Annotated in this window: 14 protein-coding genes and 1 pseudogene; 8 read left to right on the top strand and 7 right to left on the bottom strand. The window is 41.4% G+C overall.

From position 1 onward, the window contains the following. Nucleotides 1-89: 89 nt before the first annotated feature. Nucleotides 90-2,210: a S8 family serine peptidase gene (locus PL9214_RS16850; RefSeq protein WP_072719908.1), complete on the bottom strand. Its 2,121-nt coding sequence runs from the start codon at nucleotides 2,208-2,210 to the stop codon at nucleotides 90-92. Between the two features lie 237 nt (nucleotides 2,211-2,447). Between PL9214_RS16850 and PL9214_RS16845 the strand changes: the two genes are divergently transcribed. From PL9214_RS16845 to grxD, 3 genes are all read left to right on the top strand, one after another. Next, nucleotides 2,448-3,116 carry a hypothetical protein gene (locus PL9214_RS16845; protein ID WP_072719907.1) on the top strand — a complete coding sequence of 223 codons (669 nt, stop codon included), beginning with the start codon at nucleotides 2,448-2,450 and terminating at the stop codon, nucleotides 3,114-3,116. Between the two features lie 210 nt (nucleotides 3,117-3,326). After that, nucleotides 3,327-3,584 carry a BolA family protein gene (locus tag PL9214_RS16840; protein ID WP_072719906.1) on the top strand — a complete coding sequence of 86 codons (258 nt, stop codon included), beginning with the start codon at nucleotides 3,327-3,329 and terminating at the stop codon, nucleotides 3,582-3,584. 142 nt (nucleotides 3,585-3,726) lie between these two features. Continuing rightward, a complete protein-coding gene (gene grxD, locus PL9214_RS16835; RefSeq protein ID WP_072720089.1) occupies nucleotides 3,727-4,050 on the top strand; it encodes a Grx4 family monothiol glutaredoxin in 324 nt (107 codons plus the stop codon). A gap of 180 nt (nucleotides 4,051-4,230) precedes the next feature. Here grxD and PL9214_RS16830 read toward each other — a convergent pair whose 3' ends face one another. Beyond that, nucleotides 4,231-4,479, bottom strand: coding sequence for a DUF6761 family protein (locus tag PL9214_RS16830; RefSeq protein ID WP_072719905.1), 249 nt, complete (start codon nucleotides 4,477-4,479; stop codon nucleotides 4,231-4,233). A 317-nt stretch (nucleotides 4,480-4,796) separates the two neighbouring features. Here PL9214_RS16830 and PL9214_RS16825 point away from each other — a divergent pair, with 317 nt between their 5' ends. From PL9214_RS16825 to PL9214_RS16815, 3 genes and pseudogenes are all read left to right on the top strand, one after another. After that, nucleotides 4,797-5,555 (top strand): response regulator transcription factor, encoded by a 759-nt coding sequence (locus PL9214_RS16825; protein WP_072719904.1) that lies wholly within the window; start codon nucleotides 4,797-4,799, stop codon nucleotides 5,553-5,555. 407 nt (nucleotides 5,556-5,962) lie between these two features. Then, a pseudogene (locus PL9214_RS30120) lies at nucleotides 5,963-7,062 on the top strand (IS5 family transposase); the annotation flags it as partial. Nucleotides 7,063-7,492: 430 nt separating this feature from the next. Next, on the top strand, nucleotides 7,493-8,845 hold the full coding sequence (locus PL9214_RS16815) for an NF038130 family PEP-CTERM protein (protein ID WP_072719903.1): 1,353 nt from the start codon (nucleotides 7,493-7,495) through the stop codon (nucleotides 8,843-8,845). 176 nt (nucleotides 8,846-9,021) lie between these two features. Here the strand turns inward: PL9214_RS16815 and PL9214_RS16810 are convergent, their stop codons facing one another. After that, nucleotides 9,022-9,618, bottom strand: a complete 597-nt coding sequence (locus PL9214_RS16810) for a hypothetical protein (protein ID WP_072719902.1) — start codon at nucleotides 9,616-9,618, stop codon at nucleotides 9,022-9,024. A 403-nt stretch (nucleotides 9,619-10,021) separates the two neighbouring features. Between PL9214_RS16810 and PL9214_RS16805 the strand changes: the two genes are divergently transcribed. Then, the gene (locus PL9214_RS16805; protein WP_072719901.1) at nucleotides 10,022-10,789 is read left to right on the top strand and encodes an HpsJ family protein; all 768 of its coding nucleotides are present in this window, start codon (nucleotides 10,022-10,024) and stop codon (nucleotides 10,787-10,789) included. A gap of 19 nt (nucleotides 10,790-10,808) precedes the next feature. Here PL9214_RS16805 and PL9214_RS16800 read toward each other — a convergent pair whose 3' ends face one another. The 4 genes from PL9214_RS16800 to PL9214_RS16785 all read right to left on the bottom strand — a co-directional run bounded on the left by PL9214_RS16800 (nucleotide 10,809) and on the right by PL9214_RS16785 (nucleotide 14,989). Beyond that, the gene (locus PL9214_RS16800; protein ID WP_072719900.1) at nucleotides 10,809-12,206 is read right to left on the bottom strand and encodes an energy transducer TonB; all 1,398 of its coding nucleotides are present in this window, start codon (nucleotides 12,204-12,206) and stop codon (nucleotides 10,809-10,811) included. Between the two features lie 58 nt (nucleotides 12,207-12,264). After that, complete coding sequence (locus PL9214_RS16795; protein WP_072719899.1) at nucleotides 12,265-13,017, bottom strand: precorrin-2 C(20)-methyltransferase; 753 nt, start codon at nucleotides 13,015-13,017, stop codon at nucleotides 12,265-12,267. Between the two features lie 65 nt (nucleotides 13,018-13,082). Further along, nucleotides 13,083-14,258: a GlcNAc-transferase family protein gene (locus PL9214_RS16790; protein ID WP_072719898.1), complete on the bottom strand. Its 1,176-nt coding sequence runs from the start codon at nucleotides 14,256-14,258 to the stop codon at nucleotides 13,083-13,085. 98 nt (nucleotides 14,259-14,356) lie between these two features. Beyond that, nucleotides 14,357-14,989, bottom strand: coding sequence for a vWA domain-containing protein (locus PL9214_RS16785; protein ID WP_072719897.1), 633 nt, complete (start codon nucleotides 14,987-14,989; stop codon nucleotides 14,357-14,359). A 401-nt stretch (nucleotides 14,990-15,390) separates the two neighbouring features. On the opposite strand from PL9214_RS16785, the gene PL9214_RS16780 reads away from it, so the two are divergent. Continuing rightward, nucleotides 15,391-16,464, top strand: a complete 1,074-nt coding sequence (locus tag PL9214_RS16780) for a DUF8738 domain-containing protein (RefSeq protein ID WP_139295077.1) — start codon at nucleotides 15,391-15,393, stop codon at nucleotides 16,462-16,464. Nucleotides 16,465-16,497 lie beyond the last annotated feature (33 nt).

Here is a 16,497-nt window from a genome sequence, read left to right as displayed (position 1 = left end):
CTTCGGTAAGCCTTAATTAGAAACCGGGTTGCTTGATCAAACGTTGAATTTCCACCCCTAGATAAAATCAAAAACCCGGTTTTTATAAATTACAACCCTAAATCCAGTTTCCAATATTTGAGAGTTCCCGTATTTTCAGCAACAGCATCAATCACCCTTAACTGCCAATTCCCTTCGGCTGGAAGATTGAGAAACTGTCTTAAATAAAGTGTGTTTTGTAAGGTGTAGGTGGTTTTTAATTGAGTTTTAACCCCTAAAGTTCGATTTTGAAGTAAGACTTTATCCCCATTGGGTGCAACTAACCAAACTTCAAGATCTCCTAAGAAACTATGTTCAATTTCAACTGTTACCTGAATATCTTGAATAGGACTGGTTTCTGTAATCGCAATTGAACTAATCAGACCATTCGGATTATTATCAGGAATAGCTAGACTTTGACTATTTTCTTTGGAAATATTGCGAGAAATTTGTTGCTGAACCATGCGTTTATTTTGTGCCATTTGTACCGCTTTAAACGCATTGACTTTGCCATAGCCAAACCATTGAGAATAGCCATTTTTATCATAATTTCCCATGCGAATTCCTAACTGAGGATCAGGATCAGAATCCACAATTTTATCTGAACTTTGTTCAAGAATTCGTCGGACTTCTTGGGCTGTTAAATTCGGATTAGCAGATAACACTAAAGCTGCAACCCCAGCCACAACCGGAGTCGCACTAGAGGTTCCACCGAAATAGGGTGTAAAATCCGATTGATCATAACCGGCGGCTCCCATGCGGTCAGTCGTAAATACCCCTAATCCAGGTAACGTTCCTTTCAAAACCGGAGGAGTACCAATATATCCGGTTTCTTGTAACCACATTCCGGGTGGCGCATTATTACTGGGAGCGCAGACACAAACCCCGGTTCCCCAGTTACTATAAGCCGATTTTTTACCCAGACTATTAGAAGCAGAAACCGCAATGACATCAGGATGAACTGCAAAACCAGATAACCATTTAACCCGACCCTTAATAATATCATTAGGCCAGCCGGATTCATCGAGTATTCCATTAACGGGACGATTCGCATTTCCCGCCGCAAAAATAATTACACAACCTTTACCCTGACGACCTTTAGTTGCAGCTTTATTAATAACAGCTTTTTGACGAACTGATAAAGGAAAATAAATGGCACTCGCCCCCCAACTACAGGAAATAACAGAAGCTCCTTTATCAATCGCCCAGTTAAAAATTTGTTCAACGGATTCATCATCTAAAAACCCTGTTGTCCGAATCGGCATTAAAGCACAACCGGGTGCTACCCCAACAATTCCTTGGCCGTTTTCTTCCGCTACAGCCACCCCTGCACAAGCGGTTCCGTGATTATCCGTTGGAGCTTCGGGAAGGGGTAAACTATCTCGACCCTTTAAATCCAAAGGCGCAACAATTTTACCAACCCCTTGAAAATCCGGGTGATTAATATCAACAGAATCATCGCTAATTGCCACAACAATAGAACGAACTCCTCTGGTAATATCCCAAGCTTGTTCAGCCGAAATATGGCAACCTGCTGCCATTTGATTACCTTCATTACAATGTAAATACCATTGCTTACTGTACAGGGAATCACGGGGAACATAATGGGGCTGACTTCTAATCACAATATTCGGTTCAGCCAATAAAACCTGAGTATTTCGAGTTAAACGATTGGCAATTTTTAAAGGATTGTCTTGAGCTTGAGTTGTGATTTCATAAACAAAACCATTCGGTATCCCTTCTATCGGTTTTAACTCTTTTAATCCTAGTTCTGAAGTAATAGACTCTCGTGTTGAAGCATCAACTTCTTCTTGAAACTGAATGGTCAGTTGATTAGTTAAATAAATCACTGAGGTGGGATCGTTATCCAGTTGGTAAACATGACTGGCAAAGTCAATATACTCGGAATTCCGGGCTAATGCCATCGCCTCATCCAATTGATTGGGAGCCACTGTAACTTCCTCTAAGGCTGGAGGAACACTATTGGCGTGTTGCATTGGAATCGGTGGCTGTGGTAAATCTTTCATTCCAGAGGTACTGGGAGATAATCTGACCGTAAAGCGATCAGGAACTTTATGCAGAATTAATTCCTCTCCACCCCGTTGCAAAACATTACTGATACTCTCGTCAGGGACGCCAATTCCTTGATAGTTTTGTTGCGAAGCATTAGATGAGTTAACTGGTGATGTCATATTTAATCTATCCTTTCTCCTCAAAGGTTTAAATTCACATTCATAATGTAGATCTATCTATTCTGGACGGTTTGGCAGAAAACAAATAAAATCCTGGCTCCCCACCCCCCAAAAAAAATATAACCTGTCTCGGTAAAGCTGGGATGAGGTTACTGACACAGTATGGGATTGGTCAAGATCAATGATAAGATCCATGAAGTTTAATGTTTTTTTTTATCGCGTTCGCGCAATTGAGTCATGGTATCCTCTGGAACTGTTAGCTTCCTTCAACGTACAGCCTACCTATCTATCCCTTTGATGATGGCTTGGGGTGTCTTAGTCCCGCTCGGTGTTAATGCTCAAGAATCTTCTCCCACCCTTTCACCAGGGGATGTACAGTTGAGGGATGGCACAGAAACGGAGGTTGCGCCGCCATCGGGTGAGCCGGTGCCGCTTAATCCTAATGATATTCGTCCTTTGTCCTTGGATAGTAGTTTTTTAAGTATTGAGGGCGGGAAACGGTTAATGCAAGAAGCTGATACTGCTGTTTCCAGTGAAAATTACGCTGAAGCCGAAAAAAAACTTCAGGAAGCGCGTCAAGTTTTTAACCAATTATCCAATTTTTATCAACAGTTAGCGACCAGTTTTTCGGGTGTTGATAACCGCATTGCAGACAGTCATCGGAATGCGGCTCGTGAAACAGCACAAATGCGCGATACCGCCACCTATCAATTAGCATTATTACACCGAGCTAAAAATCAACCAGAACTCGCTGTTCCCCTATTAATTCAGATTATCCGATCCCAAGCACCCACGAGAGATTTAGGGAAAAAAGCATATCAACAGTTACTCGAATTAGGATTTGTAACTGATCCCTTTCCCCGCACAGGTAACGCAGAAACCCAACCTACTTCTGCTGCACCATAGTGGTAAGGGGAGCAGGGGAAGAGGAGGAGCAGGGGGAGAAGGGGAGCAGGGGGAGAAGAGGAGCGGGAGAGGAAATTATTAACGTCTAACTTCGCACTCCGCACTCTACACTCCGTACTCCGCACTCCGCACTCCGCACTCTACACTCCGCACTCTGTAACCAAACAGTCAACATCTAAAATATTTAAACACTATCGTTCAGGAATAGAGATGATTACACTCAATCAAGTTGAAGCAATGATTAAGTCGGAATTGCCGGATGCGTTGGTTCAAGTTCAAGATTTGGGAGGAGGCGACCATTTACAAGCAATTGTGGTGTCTGCTGAATTTGAGGGTAAAACGTTAGTCAAACAACACCAAATGGTTTATAAGGCTGTTAAAGAAGCAATGGCAACAGAAGCTATTCATGCCTTAGCATTAAAGACCTATACCCCTCAAGAATGGCAAAAAAACAGCGAAGTAGCTTAATTTTGATTTGGTTTGGGCAGAGATTAATGCTCAAATTCTCAAAAATAGGTTAAACTCAAATCGGAGAATGTGCAATCGTTTTGCGTCTCTATTTTCTGATCTCAATCCAACTCATTTGATTTTATTAATTCTCGAAAGAACCATGACTCCAGAAGTAACAGAAAAAATTGAAAATCTCATCAAGAAAAACAAAGTCTTTGTCTTTATGAAGGGGACAAAGCTCATGCCTATGTGCGGTTTTTCTAATAATGTTGTGCAGATTTTAAATAGTTTAGGCGTTCCTTTTGAAACCTGTGATGTTTTAGAAGATTATGAAATTCGCCAAGGGATTAAAGAATATTCTAGCTGGCCTACTATTCCCCAAGTTTATATCAATGGTGAATTTGTTGGGGGTTCCGATGTGATGATTGAACTTTATCAAAAAGGTGAATTACAGCAGCTGCTAGAAGTCGCTCTAGCTTCATAAGATTGTTGTGGGGTGTTGGGTGTGGGGTGTTGGAGTGCGAAGTGCGAAGTACGGAGTGCGAAGTGCGGAGTGCGAAGTTGAAAGTTAATAATTTCCCCTCCCGCTCCTGTTCTCCCCCTGCTCCTCTTCTTTTCCTGCTCTCTCTATCTCCCCTTCCCAAACCCTTTGCTGATAGCCTTCCTAATAATAGTCTACTTGAGGTTGAGGCATCGGCATTTCAAAATTTGAGGGATCGTAAATGTATCGGGTTGCTTCTTCCTCCAAACGACTAATTAAATAGGGTTCTAAAGTATTAGTGTGTCTGAGTGCTGCCAAATAACCGTCCAAATATAACCTGAGATCATCATAGCGATAACCTCGATTCCACATCTCGACAAGGGCGTCGGTGAGTTTTTGATAATGGCGAATGGTGAGTGTGTCCTGAAGCATAGTTTTAATGGGGTTTGAGTAGTGACTACTAGATTCAACAAGGATGGGTTCGCCATCCGGTCATTTTATTAAGAGTTTAATCATTGGGCAAGTCCGACACTGACTAGGGAGGTTAGAAAGGACTAAAGGGACAGTGACTTGTCTATCTCTATGTTAACTCCCTTTATCTTAACTTCTTCTCCCCATCACCCGGACTTCCTTTTCTTACTTTTATACTTTTGACGGAATAAGCTGATTGCAGAGTAACAGGAGCTACAAAATCAGAAAGATTACCCTGTTACCCTGGAAGTCAATATTGAAGAAGGAAGCTCGTATCCGTGGGATCTGCTTGTATTTCAATTATTGAAGGAAACCCGCATTTACGATCACTCTTGGGTTGGCATTTACAGCACGTTGGTTACTTGGTTTATCAAGCTGCTGATTTGCATAATGGAAGGGATATCTTCTATGCTCATCAACCCAATTTAGTGATTTTGGATGCTGAACTGCCAGAGGGGAATAGTTTGGAATTTTGCCAATGGCTTCAGCAGCAACGACAATCGTTAATTCTGATGTTGTCGGCTCGCACAACGGAATCGGATATTGTCCGAGGCTTGAGAGCGGGTGCTGACGACTATTTAGCAAAACCCTTTGGAATGCAGGAGTTTTTGGCGAGGACAGAATCCTTGATACGGCGTAGTCGCACGATTGTTCCGCCAACAACCTTGGATTATGGAGCGCTCAAAATTGACTTGGTACAACGTCGAGTTCGTTTACACAGTCAATTAATTGAACTCACGCCCCAAGAATACAGTCTGCTTTATGTTCTCGCACAAGCTTGCGGAGAACCGTTGAGTCGTTCAGAACTATTGCGACGAGCATGGCCAGATTCTATTGATAATCCCCGCACGATTGACACTCATGTTCTGTCGTTACGGAAAAAAGTAGAAACTGACCCCCGCCAACCGAATTTAATCCAAACGGTTCGTAATGTTGGCTATCGTCTCAATTTAGAAATTCTGAAAGCGGAAACCGTTCGCACCGCCAGACTCAATGGCAAATATCCACCAATTCGCGTGAAGACCGGAAGTGGCTAATCCCTAAGCTGAAACTTCTTACTATTAGAGCGTTAATTGTTGGCGGTCTAATCGTTTATTTTAATGATTCCCAATTCTCCTGGGATTGTTGCAGGGTCAGGGCTGTTATTGGCTCGGGATCAAGTCCTGTAGTGAATTTATCTCTAAGTGAAGATGGGGAGTTAACCGCAAACTCTGGAATCAAACCAACCCATTACTGTTATCGGTAGAAAGTTGGAATTCTTGGCGATGAAACCACTGTGGGAGAATTTGCCGTTGTTCTTGCCAATATGAGCAAAAGCTTTTAATTAGGGCTTGCTGAAAAAAGGGGAAAAGCCAGAACAGGGGGAGGAGAAGACAAGAAAAAATGAATCCGGTGCAAGGAATGGGTGTAAAATAGCGCAAAAACCTTGCAGGAGTCGGGGAAAATGTACCGTAAAGACGAACAACCAAAGACACCAGCAGAGGAGTTCAAACTGCCATTTGAGGGAAAACTCTCAGAAGAGAATCGCTGGGTAATCATGGCGCAATGGATACCTATGTACCAGAATTTGAAGTGGAATATGCAGAATTATTTTCATCCGTGATGGGAGCACCGGCCAAAACATTTAGGATGGCATTAGGAGCCTTAATCATCAAAGAAAAATTAGGGATAAGTGATAGAGAGACAGTAGAACAAATCAAAGAAAATCCTTACTTGCAGTATTTTATTGGGTTGTCAGAGTACAGGAACGAGGCACCATTTGATGCGTCAATGTTAGTACACTTTCGGACGAGAATCAATGTGAATCTAGTCAATAAAGTCAATCGGGTAATGGTCAAGAGAATGCGAGAGGCGAGTAACGAGCCAGTCACCGAAAATCCATCAGAAGCTGAAGAAGGAAGTCACAGGAAAAACCGAGGAAAATTAATAGCAGATGCGACTTGTGCGCCTGCGGATATCACGTATCCGACCGACTTAAAAATTTTAAATAAAGCCCGAGAACAAACAGAAAAAATCCTTGATAGTTTGCATAGAAGTCGTCAGGATAAATCCGAGAAAAAACCCAGAACTTATCGAAAAAAAGCCAGAAAAGACTACCTAGAAGTAGCCAAACAACGCCGACCTTCCCGACAGAAAAGACGAAAAGCAGTTAAAAAGCAACTGCAATATATTAAACGAAACTTAGGACATATAGACCAAATTATCGCCAATAGAGGCAGGCTGGATGGCTTGAATAACAGAGAGTATAAGAGTTTATTAGTAATATCAGAAGTTTACCGCCAACAGCAATGGATGTATGAGAATAACAAACAGAGTATTTCGGACAGAATCGTTAGTTTGAGCCAACCCCATATTCGTCCAATTGTCCGAGGAAAAGCCGGAACTTCAGTAGAATTTGGAGCCAAATTGTCGGCGAGTTGTCTGGATGAATATGTATTTCTTGACCGGATTAGTTGGGATAATTTTAACGAATCCTGTGATTTAAAAACACAAATAGAGGCTTTTAAAGAATATACGGGACATTATCCTGAGTCAGTGANNATTACCCTATCCCCCTTCTAGCTACCCATCTGGTTTATTTTCTAATTTTACTCCTCGGAGACTGACAGAAGAGGGATATCAATTAATTTTATTTTTAGTTTAAATTACAGATTTACCCAATCTTTACATAAATACCGATAAATTGACCAAAATTTTATAGACATCTACATTAGATTGTTTATAATAACATATAGAGAAACAAAAGAACTCGAAAAGCTCACTAGCTCAAAGCGTTCAGAAACTCACTATTAAAGTTGGGTGCTAAAGTTCTTACAACAAATGGGAACTTTCTATATTAAGAAAACATAGTCAGCAATCACCGTCTAAAGTGACATGAATCACCCAAAAATCTATCAAAATCGATTTTAATAAGATTCAGCATCACAATATAGACGAAATTCTAAGAAAACCTTCTACTTTCTGGAGAAAACCCATGGCAGCTTCATTAAAAAAAATCTTAATTGGCACTTCTGTCGCAGTGGGAATGAGCACGATTGCTAGTCTCCCAGCGAAAGCCGCCTCTTTTGACTTTGACAATAGCGAAACCAATTACGCTACCTATACCCACAACAGCAACAAACTTTGGATTCAAGGCAATGAAGCTGCCGCCATCAGCGCTTTAACTGATGGTAATCTTCAAACGAACGTAGAACTCAACTACAATAATGAAACCAATAGTTCCAGCGTGGGTTTTACCGCGAAAGCCGGAAAGTACACCGCTAAAGTGTCCAGTGTGACGACGGCTGAGTTCAACACTTTCCAAGGGGAATGGTTAAATGGCTTGTTAAATGCCTATCAACCTCTAAAAACAGTTTGGAATAACTTAGCATCCCCTTTCCAAAATTTAGCCCTTGAAGCCTTCAAGAGTACCGTTGGTTTTGGAGATCCCAACATTGCTGAGTTTTCCTTAGATAAAACGGGCGCGATGTCAATGAAAACCTTGGGTTTCTTTGACCTGAAGGCGAAAGTCAATACCATCATTGGTGGATATAGCAATACTATCACTTCACCCCTTGCTCAAGCCAAAACCGCACTTGCTGACATCAATGGCAAGATTACTACTGTTCAGGGGCAGATTGACACCCTCAATACAGGCATTATCACCCTTAAGCAAAATATTACCGATGCCAATAAGGCCATTGACGGTCTTAATGGACAGATTAGCACTGCCCAAGGATCTGTTGATACCCTCACTCCATTGGTGGCTAACGCTGCTAATGACCCCAACTACAAGTCGGGAATCAGCAAACTTGCGACTCAGAGAACTACTGCCGAAAAAAATGCAATCAATAATTATAACACCTTAAACGGCAACTTATCAACAGCAAAAGCCGGATTAGCAACATTAAATGATAAGTTATCAACAGCAAAAGCCGGATTAGCAACATTAAACGGTAAGTTATCAACAGCAAACACTACATTAGAAACGGCGCAAAACGGATTATCACAGTTGCAAGCTAAGAAAGGAGATGTAACCTCCGCACTTGCCACCCTGACCGAAACTCAAAAACAGGTTGATTCCTTGAACAATGCCCTGAATCAAATTCAGCATTTACAAATCAGCGAAATCACCAAAGTTGAACTCAATGGTAAAGCCCAGTACGTCTACGGTTTCAACGCAGAAGCATCAAACTTCACCGCTAAAGATGATGGACAATCCTACAGTGGTGTCTTTTCTTGGAATCAAGCGGGTGTACCTGTGGCTGTTCCTGAACCCTCTACAATCTTAGGACTGATAGCCGTTGGTGGTTTGTTCGGCGCAGCCAAACGCAAAAATCATTCATAAGGTTAATGAAACACTACACAATTGACCATTAGGCAATAACAGAGGAGTTGAACTCCTCTGTTATTGTTAGAGTTTGAGAAAAAGCTGATCAATATAAGCTCTGTGGGCATTAGGATGGAAAGGAAGGGTGATATTGATTTAGAAATTTGGACGTAAGGTAAGTTAGGTAGATGTAATCAACTTTTACCCTCCAAAATAGAATGACTAGGACTTGTACAAGCATAGGCAGCACCGCCATTTGGCAAAGTAGCAAATCCAGGGCAAGTACCCCAAGTGCATTGAGCCGCGGCTAAATATTTGTCGTAGTCTTTGCTTTTGACACATTTAGCCCAGGCTTCTGGATCAGTTCCAGCATTAGAGCATTGCAAAGCCAAAGATAAACCGATGGCTTGAAGAGCACAACCTGCATGAACGTTGCATACACCTTTTCCGTAAGCTTTGCTGTAGATCATTTTTCCACCAGGAGGTGAGCTTAAATTAACGATGGTTGTTGTATTGATGGTGGATAAACTACTGGTTTGACTAGGAGGAGTTTCCAGGAACGCTGTGGGAGTAATTTTTAAGTGCTGAGAAACAGGATAAATGACATTGGTCTGTTCTGTCCTCAGAGAGACTTTTTGGGTGAAAACATCATTGAGGTCAGTTTTATTGAAAACGTCATTGAGGTCAGTGCTATCGGTGCCGAAAAACAACGCTGCCTGGGATGGGGTTGCTGCTAGTGCCGTGACCGTAAATAAACTAGCACTAGCAATAGAAGCTAGTAATTTTTTCATAAATATCTTGTTAAGTTAGAGAAGATGTATTGTTGAGTTAGAGCAGATGCAAATTTTGGATTTTAGGGTAAGGGTTATGCAGTACGATGATCAGTATCAAGGGAACGAACTAACCTTTCTCTTCATTCATTATAACGCTCTAAACCTTTCTGTGCAAGTAGAAAAGTCTAAAATCTGGTCAAATCATCAAAGAATTTACAAAATTCGGGGTCAGTAAAATTAAATACCCAGTAAGATCTTATCTCCGTATAAACACTAATGTTATAATGAACGAATAGAAGGGCTCAGACGGTGAAATCATCCCAGGGAAAACATCTTCAGGCAATATCAGGAATATGGGCTATCCCAGAAAATTGCCAATCTGAGACTATTAAGGAATAGTTGTTTTTAGAAAAATCTGATTATGAAATCTAAGCATTTTAGTAAGATTCCCTCTCAATCGGCTGGTTTTTTAAAGCTAGCAGGAGTAATTTTATTTTGGGTTTCGGTTGTTAATATTGTCTTATTATTTTTTCCTTTAAATGTAGGAGATTTGGAATGGCAAGTTCAGTTTACGACTCAAATGGCTGAACAGGGAATTATTCCTATCCTGGCGATTGCCTTAATGTTTTGCGCCTATGGATTAGAAGATTTATCGGGAGTTACAGCCGATGATACACAATCAAAATTTAATAGTTTAAAATTTTGGGTGTATTTAATTTCTACTATTTTAGGCTTAATTTATCTATTATTAATTCCCCTTCATTTTGCAAATGTTTTTGTGGCGAGTAATCAAGCTATAGAACGTCTTAATCAAGACGCTGAACAGGCAAAAAAACAAGTGTCTGAACAGTTGCAACTGCAACAGACTCAAATGACAGATTTATTACAAAATAATCAAAAACTGGAAGAATATATTGCCAGTAAACAACTAACGCCGGAAGAATTAGAACGCTTAGAACAATTTAAAAAGAATCCCGAAGCTTTAAATCTGCAAGCCTCGGCATTAAATGAGCAATTCAAACGGGATATTGAAGAACGCCGTCGGCAAGCTGAAATGAAATCCAAACAAGGAAGTTTAAAATCCAATGTCAGAACTGGCGTAACCAGTTTGCTGTTAGCCAGTTGTTATCTCACCATCGGTTGGAGTGGATTAAGAGAAGGAAAAGCGCGTAAAAAAGTTCGTCGTTAGTCCACTCATAACTTTTAATTTAAGGATTAGATTCAGGTTGAGGTTGGGGGGAAGGGGACAGTTCGGGGTTGGGTTGGTCAGACTCCGGGGGTTTTTGTTCAACGGGATTCGTCGGTTGTTCGGTTTTTGAGGTCGGTGGTGTGGGCTGTGCAGGGGGTGGGGAAGAAACCACAGGTGTATTAGCAGGTTGGGGAGTTTGATTATTCACTGTTCTGCAATTTTCTTCACTATTAAACTGAAATTGAATTTGATAAGCTTTTGGTGAATTTGTCGGGTCAAAGGTCATTTCCTGGACTGCTGCTTTTGCCGCATCATCCAACACCGGATAACCTGTGGCTAATAAAACTTCTGGCCCTTGTAAAATCTCCCCGGTTTCACCCACCGCTACCCCAATTAACGCTTTCCCCGTTAGCTTTTGTTCACAAGCCGCATTGGGATATAAATTGTTAACTCCGATGGGGGAGGAGGTTTCTAAATTGGGATAGTTGGTGAGTAGACCATTGACCCAGTTAAGATAGGCACTTCCTCCTTGTAACATTGCTGTTTGCTGTTCATTAACGACACCTTCAGGAGGTTTGGGGTTGGAATTAGAAGGTTGTTGTTGCAAGCTATTTTCCAGTCCTGCCAAAATTGAACCTTTGGGGTGAGAGGGTTGAACGTTGGAATTATTTCCAGGGGGGGGAGTATTGGGGGGAGTATTTGTATTGTTATTCTGATTAGGGGTTTTAGGAGTGCAATTGGCATTATTAAATATTGGCGGACAATCAACATCCTGGCCTAAATCTCGGATTAACTGTTGTCGCAAGGCTAATTCATTATTTGGGGGTAAACTTCCAGGTTGTTTTAACTGTCCAGATTGTTCAGAGGGAGGGGGAGGATTAGAGTTATCGAAACTTAAAGGTGGCCCTGGAACAAAGGATAAAGACGCATTAGAGTTCGGGAGAAATCCCATAGAACCGGAATTGAGAAGATTAGAATGAGAATTAGACCCTTGAGAAACAACGGGGGGTAAACGATAGCTGGGTACACCAGGGGAATTACTCGGAGGTGGTAAGGGAATATTTGTTGGCCACATCGGGAGGGATGACGCCTGCATAAAGTCTTGCGGTGCAGGGGGGGGAACAATATTATCGGTCGAAGGGACGGGAAGAACGGATAAAGATGAGGAAAGAGAGTTTAAGGGGGTAAACGATAATTTAGGGGGAGGCGCCGGATAAACGCGACTAATTTGTTCAGGAGAGAGTTCAACGACTTGAACCGTTGGGGGTAATTTAATCGATTTAGAGTAAAAATTAATATATTGAATATTGGCAGCAAATAAGCCATGAACGCCCAAGGATGCCAACACACACAATACAACGGGTGGGCGAAAGGTGGGGGGAAAAAATTCAGTTAAGGAGGTTGTCGAAGCCGTCATAATAAACGTTAAAGTTTAAACTTGAATAAAATTACAAATTTAATTAATCCTATCTGTTTTAGCACGTTTGCTTGCTGGTGTGAGCCAAGGTTGTTTTGATAATCAGGATAGAAAAATAGGATAAACGCAAATGGGGGCGATCGCTTAACCCAGCATAAATCACTTGGTTAGGTAGGGTCGCCCTTTCTACAATATAAGCGTGTTCTAGCAAATTGAAGCGTTGTAACACGTCCCAAACTTGCTGATAAACGGAACTAACTTTCATCAACACCACAACATCCGCCTGGTGCAGGGTTGTTTCTAAGTCGGCGATCGCATAAATTGCAGGTAAAATTGCCAACTTTTGATCCCGAATGGTGAGGGGAATACCCAAACTTGCTACCGCCGCGAGGGGAGAGCAAATTCCAGGGATGGTCTGCACTACCACTTCAGGACGAATTTTTTTCAGGGTTTGTGCCAAATAGGTGAAGGTACTATAAAAACTGACATCTCCTTCGCAAACAAACGCCACATCCTGTCCTTGTTCTAAATAAAGCCAAACAATTTCAGCAGCTTGTTGCCATGCTTGATGGAGAAGGGCATCATCTTGAACATAGGGAAAGGTTAAGGGAAGTTTAAGCTGATCAGATTTTAACCAAGGGGTAATAATTTGTTCAGCTATTCCTGGTTTTTCCCCAATTCCTGATGGAAAGGCGACAATTGGAACTTGCTGCAAAAGATGATAGCCTTTTAAGGTAATTAATTCAGGATCACCGGGCCCTACACCAATTCCATATAATTGACCGAAAGCTTGAGATAGATGATTAATCATGATCACTGTTTACTAATATAGTGCTACGCATTACGGTTAGGACATTTTTAAACTCTAAAACCCTTTCAATTCTTACTGTTCCCTGTTCCCTGTTCCCTTGCGCGTAGCGCTATAACTGATTTTGTTGGGATTCCTTTTGAGGCAGTTTCTGATATTTCTTGAGTTTTGAAATTAATCCCACAAAAATTTTGATAGTCTTCTAGTGTTCTGATATTGCCGATATCATAAATTTCTAAACTCTCGGTTTCTAAAGAAGTAATTCTTAATATTTTTTTGATGCGTTCTCTGGATTTTTGTTCTAATTTGTACCATTCGGAATTAATATCCCAATGTTTTTTAGCATTGGTGCGAGTATAATAGTGATAAATTGTAATTTGATGAGGATAGAAAATATCCCATCCTTTTGTCCAAGCTCTCGTTGAAAGGGTAATTTCTTCTCCGCGAAAATACAAAAAGGGATCATAGGGAACGTCTAAATAAAATTGTCGGGGGGCGAAAATAAATCCACCGGCTAGAAACATTCCTAACTGAGGTTCAGAATAGGATGCTAAACTTTCTCCAGCAATAAAACTCAGAATCCCATGTTCATCAAAATGATGGGCGGTTAAACGAGTACAGGGATATCCTGGGGGAATTTCATCGGGGGGAATATAAGGGGGAGTATAGGCAGAAAGGACAGGTTTGGGGCTCGGACATTGGGCAAGTTGTTGGAGTAATAAACTATCCCACCCTTCGACAAACCGATGATGACTATCTAATTGTAAAATAAAATCTTCATCATGGAGTAAGCGTTGACCGAGGGATCTTGCCCAACAAACACCGAGGGATTGTCGGGCATCAATTTCTATCATTTTACAGGGGAATTCTTGCATTTTTTCGGTGATTATTTCATCTTCCCCTGGAATAAATTGCCAAACAATTCCAAAGGTTATTTTTTCAGGACGGTGGGCTTTTTTTAACGCATCTTTAAGGGTAGGAATGAGTTCAGAATCTCGATAGGCTGCTAAATGTAAAAAGAGTTTGGGATCGGTAAAATTAAGTTTGGGTAAAGATAAAAGTTGGGTTTGGGCGATCGCAGACGGTGAATCAGAAGAAACCGTTGGGGTAATATTCTGTGCCAATTCTAATATTTTAAAGGCAACAGCAGCCCGTTCTGATGCAGGCAAAGTTCCATCTATCAAAATAGAATCTAAGGTTTTGATAGATTGGGAGACGAGCATTTGCAGGGAGGAGTCTAACATGATGAGCAACCCCTAAAAATCAAAAGAATTCTCTTCATAAAATACTATAAATCAAGGGTTAAATCCGTTAAAGACTCCGGTTTTACCTGATTTATTATTTAATCAACAATGGCTTTGAGTAACACATCCATTAAACTCATCGCTCCTAAATCCGATAAAGTAATGGTATTACAAATATCAAATTTAGCACCCTGACTTTGTAAATCGTCATCAAGGATATGGAAAAATTCTGTTACATCGGAGTTAGAACCCACTTGAATCAGTTCAATGGCTAATTCTTCATCTCGGTTCAGTTGATTAGCAGCATCAATCATAATCTGTCTGAGGGCGGTGGGATTTTCAATTTCTCCAGACGTTACAATAATAATTGTTTCGCCATTGGCTTTGGCTTGTTCCGTTGCGCGACGTCCAAAATAGTTATCGGTCGCATCTTTTAGCACCGGAGATAAACGATTTGTTCCAGAGGGTTGATGTTGTTCAAAGATATAAATTACTTTGTCAGATGTGACTTTTTCATAGCGTTGAAATTGATCAGAAAATAAATAAAGCGTAATCCCATCAGGATCAAATTGTTCACAATAGCTGGCGATCGCTAAAATCGATTCTTGAAGCAACTCCCAGCGACTTTTGCCTTCGGATTGTTCAAGGGTTGCCATACTATTACTACTATCAATAATCAGCGTGTAATCTCGCTCGCGTAAAACCGATCCTCCTTCTAACAAAATGTCCATTTTTGTTGGCTCCCATTTTTGACGGTATTATTAACCTAGCAGGTCTTGGAATCATTCAACCCAAACTGTAGGCAATTCAGTAATTGATATGTTAGGATGGGGCGCAATCGCTAATCTTGAGTAAGGTTTCAGGCTAATCTACAGTTGTGGGTCTGTTCCTCTTACCCAGAAACCGAGTTTTTCAAGTCGTTTCCCTGGGACAGAATTGAACTGTATCCCTAAAGTTGGGTAACGATACCGGAAAATAGACTCAGGTTGTTGAAGCTCTCTTGGCACAGTTTGATGTTCTAAGATAGGGATTTTTCCCGGATGACAGGATTTGACTGTATCAGAGGAAACAAATCTTGGAATGTCTGTGTCATCTGTGCCATAAGTTGTCCAGTATTCGTGGATGCTTCCCCATGAAACCTAGCCCCTCCAAACGTCGCTGGAGAGCGACTTCCACTGTAAATGAGAAGCAGCCGCGCCCTTTGATTTTGGCGTTGATGTTGACTGGCGTTTTAGCTTTAGAAGCTTATCCAACGGTTGTACAATCTGCTTTTGCTCAGACCCAAGCCCTGCTTTCTCACTCCATGACAGTTGCTCAAAAGCGTCTCTCTGCTTCTGTTGAGCCTGAAAATCAATCCTTATGGGATCTATCCCCAAACACCACAGTTGCTTCGCAGGTGACACCGACTTATCGCGTGTTACCGAACCCTTTATTTAATGTTAAAGGACAGTTACCGAAAACCCTTCCAGTTGTTTTTGAAACAAAGCCATTAAATCCCGAATGGGTAGAATATTCTGCCGAGGCTGCTCCGGTTTTACCCGTTTTAGTCGATACAAAGGTTCGGGAAATGATTGCTAAACAATCAGGAGTTGCGCTCACCGATCTTAAAATAGTGGAAGCGCGTCAACAAACTTGGCCCGATACCTGTTTAGGACTCGCAGCAGCAGAGGAAGTGTGTGGACAAATGTTGGTGCGAGGATGGCGAGTGGTGGTGTCCGATAGCCACCAAACTTGGGTTTATCGTACAGATGCTCAGGGTAGAAATATTCGCTTAGAATCTCAAAATCATTCCTTTAAGGTACCTTCTTCCCTCTTAGAAACTGTGTTTGAGGATATCCATCAACAGTCGGGTTTATCGCGTTCTGAATTAACTTTGGAAGCGGTGGAGGAACAACTATGGCCCGATGGCTGTTTAGGGTTAGCAGAACCGGGGATGTTTTGTACCCAAAGTTTAGTGACGGGTTGGCGGATGATTATCGGTCATAAAAATCAACGTTGGGTTTACCGCACTAATCAAACGGGTTCTAAGTTTAAACTGGATCAAGCTGCAAGTTCAGTTATGCCCAGTTTGCGGGTACAATTTCTCAAGATTCCCAGGGAGGATATTTTATCGCCTTGGACAAGAACTTTAGTGGCTCATCTGCCCACTCCCTGTCAAGTTTCAAATTTTGTTAATTTATCAATAGGGCAAAGTTGTCCAAATTAATACTGATTTTGAAACTACGATTAACGATAAAAT

The organism is Planktothrix tepida PCC 9214, assembly GCF_900009145.1.
GTDB lineage: Bacteria > Cyanobacteriota > Cyanobacteriia > Cyanobacteriales > Microcoleaceae > Planktothrix > Planktothrix tepida.
Note: the sequence above shows the minus strand (reverse complement) of the source record. Positions and strands in the feature narration are given on the sequence as shown.

Bases quoted from the DNA above. Each gene is read 5' to 3' on its own strand.
- PL9214_RS16815 (WP_072719903.1), top strand. From the start codon at position 7,493: ATGGCAGCTTCATTAAAAAAAATCTTAATTGGCACTTCTGTCGCAGTG.
- PL9214_RS16810 (WP_072719902.1), bottom strand. From the start codon at position 9,618: ATGAAAAAATTACTAGCTTCTATTGCTAGTGCTAGTTTATTTACGGTC.
- PL9214_RS16780 (WP_139295077.1), top strand. From the start codon at position 15,391: ATGAAACCTAGCCCCTCCAAACGTCGCTGGAGAGCGACTTCCACTGTA.
- PL9214_RS16800 (WP_072719900.1), bottom strand. From the start codon at position 12,206: ATGACGGCTTCGACAACCTCCTTAACTGAATTTTTTCCCCCCACCTTT.
- PL9214_RS16785 (WP_072719897.1), bottom strand. From the start codon at position 14,989: ATGGACATTTTGTTAGAAGGAGGATCGGTTTTACGCGAGCGAGATTAC.
- PL9214_RS16805 (WP_072719901.1), top strand. From the start codon at position 10,022: ATGAAATCTAAGCATTTTAGTAAGATTCCCTCTCAATCGGCTGGTTTT.
- PL9214_RS16790 (WP_072719898.1), bottom strand. From the start codon at position 14,258: ATGTTAGACTCCTCCCTGCAAATGCTCGTCTCCCAATCTATCAAAACC.
- PL9214_RS16840 (WP_072719906.1), top strand. From the start codon at position 3,327: ATGATTACACTCAATCAAGTTGAAGCAATGATTAAGTCGGAATTGCCG.
- PL9214_RS16845 (WP_072719907.1), top strand. From the start codon at position 2,448: ATGGTATCCTCTGGAACTGTTAGCTTCCTTCAACGTACAGCCTACCTA.
- PL9214_RS16850 (WP_072719908.1), bottom strand. From the start codon at position 2,210: ATGACATCACCAGTTAACTCATCTAATGCTTCGCAACAAAACTATCAA.
- PL9214_RS16795 (WP_072719899.1), bottom strand. From the start codon at position 13,017: ATGATTAATCATCTATCTCAAGCTTTCGGTCAATTATATGGAATTGGT.
- PL9214_RS16830 (WP_072719905.1), bottom strand. From the start codon at position 4,479: ATGCTTCAGGACACACTCACCATTCGCCATTATCAAAAACTCACCGAC.
- grxD (WP_072720089.1), top strand. From the start codon at position 3,727: ATGACTCCAGAAGTAACAGAAAAAATTGAAAATCTCATCAAGAAAAAC.